Below are 14,758 nucleotides of genomic sequence, written 5' to 3'. Positions count from 1 at the left end.
ACCGCCATGTTGCAAGTCAGTGTATATCGTTACAACCCTGATCAGGACGCTGCGCCGTTCATGCAGGAATTCCAGGTCGATACCGGTGGTAAAGACCTGATGGTGCTGGACGTGCTGGCCCTGATCAAAGAGCAGGACGAAGGTTTCTCCTATCGTCGCTCTTGCCGTGAAGGTGTTTGCGGTTCCGACGGCATGAACATCAACGGCAAAAACGGCCTGGCGTGCATCACGCCACTGTCTGCTGTCGTAAAAGGTAACAAGTTGATCGTTCGTCCTCTGCCAGGTTTGCCGGTTATCCGTGACCTGGTCGTCGATATGAGCATCTTCTACAAGCAATACGAGAAGGTTAAGCCATACCTGCAGAACGACACGCCGGCTCCGGCCATCGAGCGTCTGCAGTCCCCTGAAGAACGTGAAAAGCTGGACGGCCTGTACGAGTGCATCCTGTGCGCTTGCTGCTCGACTTCCTGCCCGTCCTTCTGGTGGAACCCGGACAAGTTCCTGGGCCCGGCCGCCCTGCTGCAAGCGTACCGCTTCCTGGCAGACAGCCGTGACACCAAGACGTCCGAGCGTCTGGCTTCGCTGGATGACCCGTTCAGCGTATTCCGCTGCCGCGGGATCATGAACTGCGTCAACGTATGTCCGAAAGGCCTGAACCCGACTAAGGCCATCGGTCACATCCGTAACATGTTGCTCTCGAGCGGCGTGTGATTCAGCTGCTGTACCCGCTGTACCCGTAGATGCTGCGGCGCAGGCTTCAACCGGCGCCGTAGTTTTAACCTGAGCAGCAGCTTAAAAGGCTGCGGCTCTTATTTTGAAGAAATGAGACAAGCAGGGGCATCCGGGCTGGTACCCGGACTATCAGTGTGATCCTAGTGGCTTGTTTTGGTCGCTGCATTCGGACTTCTGCAAGTTTGCTCGGTGTCGACACCGGTGGTGTTCCCCTAACCGAGGGTGACCAAGCATGCAAGAAAGCGTGATGCAGCGCATGTGGAACAGTGCCTACCTATCCGGTAGTAACGCTGCCTATGTGGAAGAGCTTTATGAGCTCTACCTGCACGACCCTAACGCTGTGCCAGAAGAGTGGCGCACCTACTTCCAGAAGTTGCCTGCTGACGGCAACTCTGCCACCGATGTTTCGCACTCCACAATTCGCGATCATTTCGTCTTGCTGGCAAAGAACCAGCGCCGCGCCCAACCGGTTTCTGCCGGCAGCGTGAGCAGTGAGCACGAGAAGAAGCAAGTTGAAGTGCTGCGATTGATCCAGGCCTACCGTATGCGTGGCCACCAGGCAGCCCAGCTTGACCCGCTGGGACTGTGGCAGCGTCCTGCACCTGCGGACCTGTCGATCAATCATTACGGCTTGACCAATGCCGATCTTGATACGACCTTCCGTGCCGGCGACCTGTTCATCGGCAAAGAGGAAGCGAGCCTACGCGAAATTCACGAAGCGTTGCAGCAGACATATTGCCGCACCATCGGCGCTGAATTCACGCACATCACCGATTCCGAGCAGCGCCAGTGGTTCCAGCAGCGTCTGGAAAGCGTGCGCGGCCGTCCGACGTACTCCGCCGACATCAAGAGCCACCTGCTCGAGCGCGTGACCGCCGGTGAAGGCCTGGAAAAATACCTGGGCACCAAATACCCGGGTACCAAGCGTTTCGGTCTGGAAGGCGGCGAAAGCCTGATTCCGATGCTCGACGAGCTGATCCAGCGTTCCGGTTCCTACGGGACCAAGGAAATCGTCATCGGCATGGCCCACCGTGGCCGTCTGAACGTGCTGGTCAATACCTTCGGCAAGAACCCGCGCGAGCTGTTCGACGAGTTCGAAGGCAAGAAGAAGGTCGAGCTCGGTTCCGGTGACGTGAAATACCACCAGGGCTTCTCGTCCAACGTGATGACCACCGGCGGTGAAGTTCACCTGGCGATGGCGTTCAACCCGTCCCACCTGGAAATCGTTTCCCCGGTGGTCGAAGGTTCGGTTCGCGCCCGTCAGGATCGTCGCAACGACCCGACCGGCGAGAAGGTTCTGCCGATCTCCATCCACGGTGACGCTGCGTTCGCAGGTCAGGGCGTGGTCATGGAAACCTTCCAGATGTCGCAGACCCGCGGTTTCAAGACCGGCGGTACCGTGCACATCGTGATCAACAACCAGGTCGGTTTCACCATCAGCAACCCGCTGGACTCGCGTTCCACCGAGTACGCGACCGACGTTGCGAAAATGATCCAGGCGCCGATCCTCCATGTGAATGGTGATGATCCGGAAGCCGTATTGTTCGTGACCCAGCTGGCCATCGACTACCGCATGCAGTTCAAGCGTGACGTGGTGATCGACCTGGTCTGCTACCGTCGTCGCGGCCACAACGAGGCCGACGAGCCAAGCGGCACCCAGCCTCTGATGTATCAGCAGATCACCAAGCAGCGCACCACCCGTGAGCTGTATGCCGATCGTCTGACTCAGGCCGGTGTGCTGGATGCAGAGCGTGTTCAGGCGAAAGTCGACGAATACCGCAACGCGCTGGACAACGGTCTGCACGTTGTGAAAAGCCTGGTCAAGGAGCCGAACAAGGAACTGTTCGTGGACTGGCGTCCGTACCTGGGTCACACCTGGACCGCGCGTCACGACACTCGTTTCGATCTGAAGACCTTGCAGGAACTGTCCGCCAAGCTGCTAGAAATCCCGGAAGGCTTCGTGGTTCAGCGCCAGGTTGCCAAGATCTACGAAGACCGCCAGAAGATGCAAGCCGGTGGCCTGCCGATCAACTGGGGCTACGCCGAAACCATGGCGTACGCGACCCTGGCGTTCGAAGGTCACCCGATTCGCATGACTGGCCAGGACATCGGCCGCGGTACGTTCTCGCACCGTCACGCTGTCCTGCACAACCAGAAAGACGCGGGCACCTACATCCCGCTGCAGAACCTGTACGACGGTCAGCCGCGTTTTGACCTGTACGACTCGTTCCTGTCCGAAGAAGCGGTATTGGCGTTCGAGTACGGTTACTCGACTACCACGCCGAATGCCCTGGTTATCTGGGAAGCCCAGTTCGGCGACTTCGCCAACGGCGCCCAGGTTGTAATCGACCAGTTCATCACCAGTGGCGAGCACAAGTGGGGCCGTCTGTGCGGTCTGACCATGCTGCTGCCGCACGGTTATGAAGGTCAGGGTCCGGAGCACTCCTCGGCTCGTCTGGAGCGTTACCTGCAGCTGTGCGCCGAGCACAACATTCAGGTGTGCATGCCGACGACGCCGGCTCAGATCTACCACTTGCTGCGCCGTCAGGTGATTCGCCCGCTGCGCAAGCCACTGGTAGTCCTGACTCCGAAGTCGCTGCTGCGCCACAAGCTGGCCATCTCGACGCTGGAAGATCTGGCCGAAGGTTCGTTCCAGACCGTCATCCCGGAAATCGATGCCCAAGACCCGAAAAAGGTCGAGCGTGTTGTTCTGTGTAGCGGCAAGGTCTACTACGACCTGCTGGAAAAACGCCGTGCCGAAGGTCGTGACGACATCGCCATCGTGCGTATCGAGCAGCTGTACCCATTCCCTGAGGACGACTTGAAAGAAGTCCTGGCTCCTTATACCAACGTCAAACATGCCGTCTGGTGTCAGGAAGAGCCGATGAACCAGGGTGCCTGGTACTGCAGCCAACACCACATGCGTCGCAGCATCAGCAACCTCAACAAGTCTCTCGTACTCGAGTACGCGGGCCGTGAGGCTTCTGCTGCACCGGCATGCGGTTACGCATCGATGCACGCCGAACAGCAGGAAAAACTGCTGCAAGACGCCTTTACTGTTTAACGCCTTCGCGCACCTGAAACCGAATTTAAGGAACCACAGACAATGGCTATCGAGATCAAAGCCCCCACTTTCCCGGAATCGGTTGCCGATGGCACCGTTGCCACCTGGCACAAACAACCGGGCGATGCGGTCAAGCGCGACGAACTGATCGTCGACATCGAAACCGACAAAGTCGTGCTGGAAGTGCTGGCTACCGCTGACGGCGTGCTGGGCGCTATCGTCAAGAACGAAGGCGACACCGTTCTGTCCGACGAAGTCCTGGGCTCCATCGTTGAAGGCGGCGCTGCTGCTGCCGCTCCGGCTGCCGCTGCTGCTCCGGCCGCTGCTGCCGCCGCTCCGGCTGCAGGCGCTGACGAAGACGCTATCGCCGCTCCAGCCGCTCGCAAGCTGGCCGAAGAAAACGGCATCAACCTGGCGTCCGTCAAAGGCACCGGCAAAGATGGCCGTGTCACCAAGGAAGACGTGGTTGCCGCTGTCGAAGCCAAGAAAGCTGCTCCTGCTGCCGCACCTGCCAAGGCTGCTGCTCCGGCTGCCGCTGCTCCTGTGTTCGCCGCTGGCGACCGCATCGAGAAGCGCGTGCCGATGACCCGCGTTCGTGCCACCGTGGCCAAGCGTCTGGTTGAAGCCCAGTCGAACATGGCGATGCTGACCACTTTCAACGAAGTCGACATGACCGAAGTCATGGCGCTGCGTTCGAAGTACAAGGACCTGTTCGAGAAGTCCCACAACGGCGTGCGCCTGGGCTTCATGTCCTTCTTCGTGAAAGCGGCTACCGAAGCACTGAAGCGCTTCCCGGCTGTCAACGCCTCGATCGACGGCGGTGACATCGTTTACCACGGCTACGCTGACGTCGGCGTTGCAGTTTCCAGCGATCGCGGCCTGGTTGTACCGGTTCTGCGTAACGCCGAACTGATGAGCCTGGCTGAAATCGAAGGCGGCATCGCCACCTTCGGCAAGAAAGCCCGCGACGGCAAACTGTCGATGGACGAAATGACCGGTGGTACGTTCACCATCACCAACGGCGGTACTTTCGGTTCGATGATGTCGACCCCGATCGTCAACCCGCCACAAGCCGCCATCCTGGGCATGCACAACATCATCCAGCGTCCTATGGCCATCAATGGTCAGGTCGTTATCCGTCCGATGATGTACCTGGCACTGTCCTACGATCACCGTCTGATCGATGGCAAAGAAGCTGTGACCTTCCTGGTGACCATCAAGAACCTGCTGGAAGATCCGGCTCGTCTGTTGCTGGATATCTGATAGAAGCAGCCATGAGCTGCAAGCCCGTGCTGTCGGAAAACCCGCAGCCTGGCTTGCCGCTCGCGGCTTGAAGCTTTTCGCTAAAGAGGATTTTTTGAATGTCGCAGAAATTTGACGTAGTAGTGATCGGTGCGGGCCCTGGCGGTTACGTCGCTGCCATCAAGGCCGCGCAGTTGGGTCTCTCCACTGCCTGCATCGAGAAGTACACCGACAAGGAAGGCAAACTGGCTCTGGGCGGTACTTGCCTGAACGTCGGCTGCATTCCATCCAAGGCCCTGCTGGACAGCTCGTGGAAATTCCACGAAGCCCAGGACGGTTTCGCGATCCACGGTATCAATCACGCTGGCGTGACCATGGACGTGCCAGCGATGGTCGGCCGTAAAGCCAACATCGTCAAAGGCCTGACCTCCGGCGTTGCGACCCTGTTCAAAGCCAACGGTGTGACCTCCATCCAGGGTCACGGCAAGCTGCTGGCCGGCAAGAAAGTCGAAGTCACCAAGCCTGATGGCTCGGTAGAAATCATCGAAGCCGAAAACGTCATCCTGGCACCAGGTTCGCGTCCGATCGACATTCCGCCAGCTCCCGTTGACCAGAATGTGATCGTCGACTCCACCGGCGCCCTGGAATTCCAATCCGTTCCAAAACGTCTGGGCGTGATCGGCGCTGGCGTGATCGGTCTGGAACTGGGCTCGGTCTGGTCGCGTCTGGGTGCAGAAGTGACTGTCCTGGAAGCCCTGGACACCTTCCTGATGGCAGCCGACACCGCTGTTTCCAAGGAAGCGCTGAAAACCCTGACCAAGCAAGGTCTGGACATCAAGCTGGGCGCTCGCGTCACCGGTTCCAAAGTGAACGGCGACGAAGTCGTGGTGAACTACACCGATGCCAACGGCGAACAGAACATCACTTTCGACAAGCTGATCGTAGCCGTTGGTCGCCGTCCGGTGACCACTGATCTGTTGGCTGCCGACTGCGGCGTGACCCTGGACGAGCGCGGTTTCGTGCACGTTGACGATCACTGCGCCACCACCGTGCCGGGCGTTTACGCCATCGGCGACGTGGTTCGCGGCATGATGCTGGCGCACAAAGCGTCCGAAGAAGGCATCATGGTTGTCGAGCGCATCAAGGGCCACAAGGCCCAGATGAACTATGATTTGATCCCTTCGGTTATTTATACTCACCCGGAAATCGCGTGGGTTGGTAAAACCGAACAGGCCTTGAAAGCCGAAGGCGTTGAAGTTAACGTCGGCACCTTCCCGTTCGCAGCCTCCGGCCGTGCCATGGCTGCCAACGACACCGGTGGTTTCGTCAAGGTCATCGCAGATGCCAAGACGGACCGCGTACTGGGCGTCCACGTGATTGGCCCAAGCGCTGCCGAACTGGTTCAGCAGGGCGCGATCGGTATGGAATTCGGCACCAGCGCTGAAGACCTGGGCATGATGGTTTTCTCCCATCCGACCCTGTCTGAAGCCTTGCACGAAGCTGCTTTGGCAGTGAATGGCGGCGCCATCCACATCGCCAACCGCAAGAAGCGTTAAGACATAATAAGAAACCACGGCGGTTTGGCCCGTCGTGAGCCTTGCACGCAAGACTCACCGCGGAATATCCGCTGGACGCAGTCTTGCATAGCTCAGCTATGCAAGCAGCAGTCACAGGTGGTGCGGCACTTGAACGAGTGCAGCACCGAATGCGCAGTACCTAACGAAGACGGTAATAAGCATGAATCTTCACGAGTATCAGGGTAAGCAGCTGTTCGCTGAGTACGGCCTGCCAGTATCCACCGGTTACGCGGTAGACACCCCGGAAGCAGCAGCAGAAGCTTGCGACAAAATCGGCGGCAGCGAGTGGGTTGTCAAAGCCCAGGTCCACGCCGGTGGTCGCGGTAAAGCGGGCGGCGTCAAGCTGGTTCGCAACAAAGAAGACGCCAAAGCCTTCGCACAGCAGTGGCTGGGCAAGCGTCTGGTGACTTACCAGACTGACGCCAATGGTCAGCCAGTCACCAAGATCCTGGTTGAATCGTGCACTGATATCGCTAAAGAGCTGTACCTGGGCGCTGTCGTTGACCGTTCGAGCCGTCGCATCGTGTTCATGGCTTCCACCGAAGGTGGCGTGGACATCGAGAAAATCGCTCACGACACTCCAGAAAAAATTCTGAAGGCCACTATCGATCCACTGGTTGGCGCTCAGCCATTCCAGGGTCGCGAACTGGCTTTCCAGCTGGGTCTGGAAGGCAAGCAAGTTGCCCAGTTCGCCAAGATCTTCGTAGGTCTGGCCAAACTGTTCCAGGATCACGATCTGGCCCTGCTGGAAGTGAACCCGCTGGTGATCAAGGCTGACGGCGATCTGCACTGCCTGGACGCCAAGATCAACATCGACGCCAACGCCATGTACCGTCAGCCTAAGCTGAAGACTTTCCACGATCCGTCGCAGGACGATCCGCGCGAAGCGCACGCTGCCAAGTTCGAACTGAACTACGTAGCGCTGGAAGGCAACATCGGTTGCATGGTCAACGGTGCTGGCCTGGCCATGGGTACCATGGACATCGTCAACCTGCATGGCGGCAAGCCAGCCAACTTCCTCGACGTGGGCGGCGGTGCTACCAAGGAACGCGTTACCGAAGCGTTCAAGATCATCCTGTCCGACACTAACGTCGCTGCAGTACTGGTCAACATCTTCGGCGGCATCGTTCGTTGCGACATGATTGCCGAAGGCATCATCGGCGCGGTGAAGGAAGTCGGCGTGAAAATCCCGGTTGTTGTTCGCCTTGAAGGCAACAACGCTGAGCTGGGCGCTAAAGTACTGGCAGAAAGCGGTTTGAACATCATCGCTGCTACCAGCCTGACCGACGCTGCTCAACAAGTTGTCAAAGCTGCGGAGGGCAAATAATGAGCGTCCTGATCAATAAAGACACCAAAGTTATCTGCCAGGGTATTACCGGTTCGCAAGGTAGTTTCCACACCCAGCAAGCCATCGAGTACGGCACCAAGATGGTTGGTGGTGTAACTCCAGGCAAAGGCGGCACCGAGCACCTGGGCCTGCCCGTGTTCAACACCGTGAAAGACGCCGTAGCGGCCACTGGCGCCACCGCCAGCGTGATCTACGTTCCGGCTCCTTTCTGCAAGGACTCGATCCTGGAAGCTGCTTTCGGCGGCATCAAGCTGATCGTTTGCATCACCGAAGGCATCCCTACCCTGGACATGCTGGACGCTAAAGTTAAGTGCGACGAGCTGGGTGTTACCCTGATCGGCCCTAACTGCCCAGGCGTGATCACTCCAGGCGAATGCAAGATCGGCATCATGCCAGGTCACATTCACTTGCCAGGCAAGGTCGGTATCGTTTCCCGTTCCGGCACCCTGACCTACGAAGCGGTGAAGCAGACTACTGACGCCGGTTTCGGTCAGTCGACTTGCGTCGGCATCGGTGGTGACCCGATCCCGGGTTCGAACTTCATCGACATCCTGAAGCTGTTCCAGGAAGACCCGAAGACCGAAGCGATCGTGATGATCGGTGAGATCGGCGGTTCGGCTGAAGAAGAAGCGGCTGCCTACATCAAGGCACACGTGACCAAGCCGGTTGTTTCCTACATCGCTGGTGTGACTGCTCCTCCGGGCAAGCGCATGGGCCATGCTGGCGCAATCATCTCTGGCGGCAAAGGCACTGCAGACGAGAAATTCGCTGCCCTGCAAGACGCAGGCGTTAAAACGGTGCGTTCGCTGGCAGACATCGGCAAGGCCCTGGCCGAGCTGACTGGTTGGGCTGTCAAGTAAGCCTCGTGCTTGACTGACGCTTCACCAGGCAAAGGCCACCTTCGGGTGGCCTTTGTCATTCTTGAAAATCAAAAGATCGCAGCCTGCGCATTCCCCTGTAGGAGCTGCCGAAGGCTGCGATCTTTTGATCTTTTAATACGTAAACGCGACACGGAAATGTCGCATATCGGATAGTTCGCCCTCTAACAGTGCGTTTCTGGTCCAAATTCGTTAGGCTACGCGCCATTTTTGCGTCCGCGGCCCACAAGGCACCAACGCGCTAAAAGGGTCGGTCTTATACGGACTGACAGCATTTCCCTCACCCATAGGGAAATCCCTCTCTAAATTCCGATTCAGTAGTGTGGTATTTCCTTAATGAAAGTGTTGAAAGGCCAGGACATCCTGGCACTTGGTTTTATGACGTTTGCCCTGTTCGTCGGGGCTGGCAACATCATCTTCCCGCCTATCGTCGGTTTGCAGTCCGGGCCCAATGTCTGGATGGCGGCGTTGGGTTTCCTGGTCACGGCTGTTGGTTTGCCGGTGATCACCGTTGTGGCGCTGGCCAAGGTCGGCGGCGCAATGGATGCCTTGAGCAGCCCGATCGGTAAAGTCGCCGGTGGCCTGTTGGCAGCGGCCTGCTACCTCGCTGTTGGCCCGCTGTTCGCGACGCCACGTACCGCGACGGTATCCTTCGAAGTGGGCCTGGCGCCGCTGACCGGCGAGAGCCCGCTGGCATTGTTCCTGTACAGCTCGGTTTACTTCCTGCTGGTGTTCTTCATCTCGCTGTACCCAGGCCGTTTGCTGGATACCGTAGGGCGCTTTCTCGCTCCGCTGAAGATCATCGCCCTGGCCGTTCTGGGCATTGCAGCATTCGCCCTGCCGGCCGGAGACATTGGCCAAGCTACGCCTGAATATGTGGCGGCACCGTTTTCCCAAGGCTTCATCAATGGTTACCTGACCATGGATACCCTGGGCGCCCTGGTGTTCGGCATCGTCATCGTCAACGCCATCCGCTCCCGCGGCGTCGAGTCGCCGGCACTGATCACCCGTTATGCGATCATCGCCGGCCTGATCGCCGGCGTCGGCCTGGCGCTGGTTTACGTCAGCCTGTTCCGTCTCGGTTCGGGCAGCCATGAAGTGGCCGCTGGCGCTACCAATGGCGCGGCGGTATTGCACGCTTACGTGCAGCACACCTTCGGTTCGCTGGGCAGCGGTTTCCTGGCCGTGCTGATTTCCCTGGCGTGCCTGGTGACCGCGGTCGGCCTGACCTGTGCCTGCGCCGAGTATTTCAGCCGAGTGGTGCCGCTGTCCTACAAGACACTGGTGATCATCCTCGCGGCGTTCTCGCTGCTGGTGTCCAACCTGGGCCTGACCAAGCTGATTGCGTTCTCGATCCCGGTGCTCACCGCGATCTACCCTCCGTGCATCGTTCTGGTGGCGTTGAGCTTCTGCAAGGACTTCTGGCATGAGCAGGGTCGTATCCTCGGCCCGGTCATGCTGGTGTCGTTCATCTTCGGCCTGATCGACGCCCTCAAGGGCGCAGGCCTGGCGGACTGGATGCCGACGCAAATGGCCCACCTGCCGCTGAGCGAGCAGGGCCTGGCCTGGCTGGTGCCTTCGGTGATGACACTGGTGGTTGCCGTTGTCTGCGACCGTCTGCTGGGCAAGCGCGAAGAAGCGCTGGCTTAAGATTACCGGCCCGTCACAAGCGGGCCAGTGAACACAACAGAAATGCCCCGTATCAATCGATGCGGGGCATTTTTTTATGGCGAGTGCGCTTATGTTTCGCGATAGCGGACCAGCGTTGCAGGATCTGTTTTGGGTGTGCCGTCGCCGGACGCCAATATTTTTTGGTCGGGCTGAACCCTCACTGATAGCCATTCTTCGCGACCGGATCCGATATCGGTTACCCGGAATCCGCCGTCGCCAAATGAGGTATCAGGCTCCCCGGTTGTTTTATAGCGTGCAATCAGACTGCTTTCGCTGCCTTTTAAGCCTGTTGAACCTACGACAACGAGTCGGTCTGCCGAGGCTGCGGTGATTGCCCTCCAACGACAGGCTTGACCGGAAGGGAGTTCGGTGACAACCGGTTTACCACCGTTGAAGACCAGATTTGGGGTGCCGTTGCTATTGAACGCGGCGAGCATTCCTCGTTGTTTGGATCCCGTCTCATCAAAAATGTCGGCGTCCATCAGGCCGGTGACAAACAAACTACCGTCATCGCGTAGAAGCAAGCTGTAAACGAGTGTCGCTGCCTCGCTGCCTTCGGCAATACTGAAAACTACATAGCCGTTGTCTCCAAAACCAAGGTCTGGACCGCCATTGGCATTGAAGCGAGCAATCGTTCCCTTTCTTGCTCGGTTTATGCCGGCGACGGTAATTTTTCCATCTGCTGTAACCCCTACTGCGTGGGTATTGAGGAGTTGCACAATGAACTCGGAAGCTTCATGTCCATTGTTCAGATATCGCCTTACCTTGTTTCCGGTTGCCGTTATGATTTCACCATTCGATCCTATCGCCATGGCGAGACGAAGGGCATTGCGCTTATTCTTGGGGGATGCCGGGGTTTTGGGGCGCTTTGAGGTACTTGGAATAGGAGGAATGTAAATGCCCCCAGTTCCAAACGTATTGTCCAGTGACCCATCTTTAAGAAATCTGGCAAAGGCCAATTGAGCCCGTTCACCATAGTGTGTGCCGATGAGCAGAGTCTTGCCGTTCTCGAGTAAACAGGCGCCATTTGTCTCAGCGTCGATATTATCCTTGAAGCCTCCTGTAACGATGCCATTGTTTCCGAAATCCGGGTCTGGGGTACCATTTTCCAGTAGTTGAGCAAGTTGAAATTGCAGTCGCGTCGGCTCCGTGGGAACTCCTTTTGCGGACCCCGCGAGCAGGATTTTTCCGTCGGTACGGACTCCCAGGATTTGCATGGGCGAACTGCCAGGAGCAAATTCGTAGAACATGCCGCGATTGGCGAAAGCGGGGTCAAGGCCCTGTTCGACGGAAACAATTTTGTTGTGGGACATGATTGGACTCGCTGCGTAAATGGAGTAAATCCCGACACACACATTCATGCGGGATGATCGCTCAAGTTACTCAGCGTTGGATGGCATTAATAGCTGTTAGAAATGACAGCTATTGATGGCTTTTTTCTTATAGTCTCCCTGTATCGATGTTGTTGGCATCCAGCGCATCTTTGCCACAGTGGCGTTGCAGCGTGCCTTTTTCCTTTTGCTCACGTCGAAGCTGTACCTGTGGCTGCGTGGAAAGATCCGGCCAATGAATTAACCGCTGTCACAGTGTTCTCCAAAGTCAGAATCAAACAAGGACCTGCATGTCGTTCATCCAAGCCAACCTGATCCACATCCTTGCCGCCATCTGGTTCGTCATCTGCTGGGGCGGGTACACCCGTTATGCCACCTGGAAAGGCCGTGACACCGCGTGCCTGGCCAGTGTGCTGCACCTCTATCGTGAAGACTGGATGCGTCGCATGCTGCTGCGCGACAACCGTATCGCCGATGCCAGCGTGATCGGAAACCTGGAACGCAACGCTTCGTTCTTCGCCTCCAGTACGTTGATTATCCTGGCCGGTATTCTCACGGTGCTGGGGGCTTCGGAAAGGGCGGTATCGTTGCTGGCGGATATCCCGATGGTGCAGCAGGCGTCCCAGGGCATGTCGGAAATCAAGTTGCTGTGCCTGGCGCTGGTGTTTGTCTATGCGTTCTTCACGTTCAGCTGGTGCATGCGCCAGTACAACTTTGCGGCGGTACTGGTGGGTTCGGCGCCAATGGTCGGCGAGCGTCTTGTGTCGGAGCAAGAGCGCAAGGCGTTTGCTTCCCGCGCGGCCCGTGTCATCTCCATGGCCGCCAACCAGTTCAACTTCGGGCTGCGTTCCTACTATTTCGGCATGACCATGCTGGCCTGGTTTGTCAGCCCCTGGTTGTTCATGTTGATGAGTGCCGGCGTGGTATTCGTGTTGTACCGCCGCGAGTTTCACTCTGACGTTCTCGATGTGATGGTCTATACCCCTACAGAGGCGCCATTGCCCGAGGTGATCAAAGAGGCTGCTTGATGAGTATTCCGTTCTGGTGCGTGTTTATCAGTGCCGTGCTGATTTACGTGGCGCGTATGCCCGTGACCAAGGCCATGAAAGAGCAGGGCGGTTACAACAATCATCTGCCGCGCCAGCAGCAGGGCCAACTCACAGGTTTTGGTGCCCGTGCGGTGGCGGCACATCAGAATAGTTTTGAAGCCTTCATATTGTTTGCGGTGGGTGTGTTGATGGCGCATACAACGCAGACGGCGGGCTGGCTCATCGATTTGCTCGCGATCATCTTTGTGATCACTCGGGTTATTTATCTGGTGTGTTACTGGAAGGACCTGGCCTGGCAACGCAGTCTGGTCTGGCTGGTGGGATTAATCTGCTCGCTGTTGCTGATGATTAGTCCGACTTTTCGAACGATTTTGCTCTAGGCATTTTTTTGTAGGCAAAAGAAAACCCGCACTTGGCGGGTTTTCTTTTATCACGCTAAAAACCGGATTAGTTTTTAGGCGCTTCTGGAGCGGCCGGAGTGGCCGGTGCAGCCGGAGCAGCCTCTTTTGCCGCTTCCGCGTTCGATTCAGCCTGAGCTTTGGCAGCTTCGGCGTTTTCTTTCGCCGCGTCGTTCACTTTATCCTGAGCTTTGCTCATGTCTTGCTGAGCTTGCTCAGCATGTTTGTTAGCTTCTTGAGCTTTGTCCTCGGATTTTTTATCGCAGGCAGCGAGACCGAGGGAAGCGGTCAACATCAAGGCAATAGCTAAAGTCTTACGCATGGGGTGTTTCTCCTGATGAAAAGCATCTACTGGCCTTAAGAACCCATACATCAGGATTAAGTTCCTTAATTCTTTCAGATATATAAGTTTTGTTCTAATGCGGAACTTTTACCCGGACTGCCACCGCATTGCACGAACCTAAACAAGAGTGTTTATCAAATGGCTGAGAACCCCGTTTTTGAGCGAGCGAAGCGCTTTTTGTCGGCGCTGCGACATTGTCAGGTACTCGGACTAAGCGTTCACAGCGCCAGCAGCGAAGGGCTGACGATTGTGCTGCCATACAGCCCGCAGATCGTTGGCAATCCCGAAACCGGTGTGATTCATGGCGGGGCACTGACCTCGCTGATGGACACGGCCTGTGGCATGGCGACGCTCTGTGTGCTCCCGGAGTTCGAAGTCTGTCCGACCCTCGACCTGCGCATCGACTACATGCACGCCGCTGAACCGTACAAGGATGTCTATGGCTTCGCCCAGTGCTACCGGGTCACCACCGACGTGATTTTTGCCCGTGGCTTTGCCTATCAGGACGACCCCGGACAACCCATTGCCCATGTGATGGGCACATTCATGCGCATGGGCAAGGGCATCAAAGGCACCAAGGGCTTCGGTGGCGCGGTTGCCGGAGGTGCGCAATGAGCGAGTCGCTGAAGGATCAATTGCAAAAGGCCCATGAGCAGGGCGATTACGCCTCGCTGCTGGGTTTGATTCCCTATGCCCGGCTGATCGGCGTCGAGTGTTCACGGGTGGGCGATGAGCTGCTGTTCAAATTGCCGGCGAACAAGGACAACATTGGTAACCCTTTGCTGCCGGCGATTCATGGCGGGGTGATCGCCGGGTTCATGGAATTGGCCGCGGCGCTGCATCTGCTGGTGTTTACCGGATCATCCGGGGTGCCGAAGATCATCGACTTCTCCCTGGATTACCTGCGGGCCGGGCAGTTTCGCGACACCTGGGCCCGATGCCAGGTTTGCCGCCAGGGACGGCGGGTTGCCAACGTGGCGATTACCGCCTGGCAAAGTACCGAGGCCGAACCCATTGCCACGGCCCGTGCACATTTCAAACTCGAGGAGCCCTTGAAATCCTGAACTCAGCCCCAAACTCAGATGACAACCCGCCGCCGACCCTCAAGGTCGCGGCTTATGCCAT

At 57.6% G+C, this 14,758-nt stretch carries 13 protein-coding genes; 11 read left to right on the top strand and 2 right to left on the bottom strand.

Features of this window, described 5'->3' with window-relative positions; genetic code table 11:
* Positions 1 to 6 precede the first annotated feature (6 nt).
* From KW846_RS05705 to brnQ, 7 genes are all read left to right on the top strand, one after another.
* Positions 7 to 711 (top strand): succinate dehydrogenase iron-sulfur subunit, encoded by a 705-nt coding sequence (locus KW846_RS05705; protein ID WP_003223007.1) that lies wholly within the window; start codon positions 7 to 9, stop codon positions 709 to 711.
* A 253-nt stretch (positions 712 to 964) separates the two neighbouring features.
* Positions 965 to 3,796, top strand: coding sequence for a 2-oxoglutarate dehydrogenase E1 component (locus KW846_RS05700; protein WP_007977512.1), 2,832 nt, complete (start codon positions 965 to 967; stop codon positions 3,794 to 3,796).
* Positions 3,797 to 3,838: 42 nt separating this feature from the next.
* A complete protein-coding gene (odhB, locus tag KW846_RS05695; RefSeq protein WP_007977514.1) occupies positions 3,839 to 5,059 on the top strand; it encodes a 2-oxoglutarate dehydrogenase complex dihydrolipoyllysine-residue succinyltransferase in 1,221 nt (406 codons plus the stop codon).
* A gap of 98 nt (positions 5,060 to 5,157) precedes the next feature.
* Positions 5,158 to 6,594: a dihydrolipoyl dehydrogenase gene (lpdA, locus tag KW846_RS05690; RefSeq protein ID WP_007977515.1), complete on the top strand. Its 1,437-nt coding sequence runs from the start codon at positions 5,158 to 5,160 to the stop codon at positions 6,592 to 6,594.
* 181 nt (positions 6,595 to 6,775) lie between these two features.
* Positions 6,776 to 7,942, top strand: a complete 1,167-nt coding sequence (gene sucC / locus KW846_RS05685) for an ADP-forming succinate--CoA ligase subunit beta (protein WP_003223015.1) — start codon at positions 6,776 to 6,778, stop codon at positions 7,940 to 7,942.
* A complete protein-coding gene (gene sucD, locus KW846_RS05680; protein ID WP_003223019.1) occupies positions 7,942 to 8,823 on the top strand; it encodes a succinate--CoA ligase subunit alpha in 882 nt (293 codons plus the stop codon). The genes sucC and sucD overlap by 1 nt, the downstream gene beginning before the upstream one ends.
* 354 nt (positions 8,824 to 9,177) lie before the next feature.
* On the top strand, positions 9,178 to 10,491 hold the full coding sequence (brnQ, locus tag KW846_RS05675; protein WP_007977517.1) for a branched-chain amino acid transport system II carrier protein: 1,314 nt from the start codon (positions 9,178 to 9,180) through the stop codon (positions 10,489 to 10,491).
* Positions 10,492 to 10,580: 89 nt separating this feature from the next.
* Here brnQ and KW846_RS05670 read toward each other — a convergent pair whose 3' ends face one another.
* The gene (locus KW846_RS05670) at positions 10,581 to 11,825 is read right to left on the bottom strand and encodes a hypothetical protein (protein WP_218481579.1); all 1,245 of its coding nucleotides are present in this window, start codon (positions 11,823 to 11,825) and stop codon (positions 10,581 to 10,583) included.
* Between the two features lie 308 nt (positions 11,826 to 12,133).
* Between KW846_RS05670 and KW846_RS05665 the strand changes: the two genes are divergently transcribed.
* Positions 12,134 to 12,871, top strand: a complete 738-nt coding sequence (locus tag KW846_RS05665) for a DUF599 domain-containing protein (RefSeq protein WP_007977519.1) — start codon at positions 12,134 to 12,136, stop codon at positions 12,869 to 12,871.
* Entirely contained in the window at positions 12,871 to 13,272 is a 402-nt protein-coding gene (locus KW846_RS05660; protein ID WP_116582318.1) for an MAPEG family protein, read from the top strand. The genes KW846_RS05665 and KW846_RS05660 overlap by 1 nt, the downstream gene beginning before the upstream one ends.
* 67 nt (positions 13,273 to 13,339) lie before the next feature.
* Here KW846_RS05660 and KW846_RS05655 read toward each other — a convergent pair whose 3' ends face one another.
* Positions 13,340 to 13,612 (bottom strand): hypothetical protein, encoded by a 273-nt coding sequence (locus KW846_RS05655; protein ID WP_007977522.1) that lies wholly within the window; start codon positions 13,610 to 13,612, stop codon positions 13,340 to 13,342.
* 159 nt (positions 13,613 to 13,771) lie between these two features.
* On the opposite strand from KW846_RS05655, the gene KW846_RS05650 reads away from it, so the two are divergent.
* The gene (locus KW846_RS05650; RefSeq protein ID WP_218481578.1) at positions 13,772 to 14,248 is read left to right on the top strand and encodes a PaaI family thioesterase; all 477 of its coding nucleotides are present in this window, start codon (positions 13,772 to 13,774) and stop codon (positions 14,246 to 14,248) included.
* Entirely contained in the window at positions 14,245 to 14,697 is a 453-nt protein-coding gene (locus KW846_RS05645; protein ID WP_007977526.1) for a PaaI family thioesterase, read from the top strand. Before KW846_RS05650 ends, KW846_RS05645 begins: the two co-directional genes overlap by 4 nt.
* The last annotated feature ends 61 nt before the right edge of the window (positions 14,698 to 14,758 follow it).

The sequence above is a fragment of the Pseudomonas sp. PDM32 genome (genome assembly GCF_019219225.1).
GTDB lineage: Bacteria > Pseudomonadota > Gammaproteobacteria > Pseudomonadales > Pseudomonadaceae > Aquipseudomonas > Aquipseudomonas laurylsulfatiphila.
Note: the sequence above shows the minus strand (reverse complement) of the source record. Positions and strands in the feature narration are given on the sequence as shown.